1 protein-coding gene is annotated in these 468 nt (G+C 54.5%); it reads left to right on the top strand.

Annotated features, from left to right (window positions below; genetic code table 11):
* Window positions 1-466: hypothetical protein (locus IB259_RS31275; RefSeq protein WP_192331053.1), on the top strand; the 466-nt coding region annotated here is incomplete at its 5' end.
* Window positions 467-468 lie beyond the last annotated feature (2 nt).

Here is a 468-nt window from a genome sequence, read left to right as displayed (position 1 = left end):
GGAGAGGAAGGGAAAGAGGAGAAAAGGAAAGAAAGAGGGGAGGGAGGAAGGAAGGGGAAGGCAAAAGGGGAAGAAGAGGGAGGAAAAGAAGGAGAGGAAAGAGAAGGGAGAGAAGAGGAAGGGAAGAGGAAGAAAGAAGAAGAAGGGGAAAGAAGAGGGAAGAAAGGAGGGGGAGGGGAGAAAAGGGGGAAGGAAGGAGAGGGAGGAGGAGGGAAGAAGGAGGAAAGAAGAGAAAGGAAGGGAAAGAGAAAAGAAAAAAGGGAAGGGAGGAGGAGGGAGGAGGGAGAAGGGAAGAGGAGAGGGGGAAAAAGGGAGGGAGGAAGAGAAGGGAAGAGGGAAAGGAGGGGAAAGAGAGGAGGAGAGAAGCGGAGACGGGGGAGAAAAGGGCGCGGAAGGGGGGGAGACCAGCAAGGGGGAAGAGAGAAAAAAAGGGAGGACCGGAGTGAAGTCCTTGACAGGGTCGTAGGG

It is taken from the genome of Achromobacter sp. ACM04, assembly GCF_014851465.1.
GTDB classification, from domain to species: domain Bacteria; phylum Pseudomonadota; class Gammaproteobacteria; order Burkholderiales; family Burkholderiaceae_B; genus Achromobacter; species Achromobacter aegrifaciens.
This window is presented reverse-complemented; position numbering and strand designations above follow the sequence as displayed.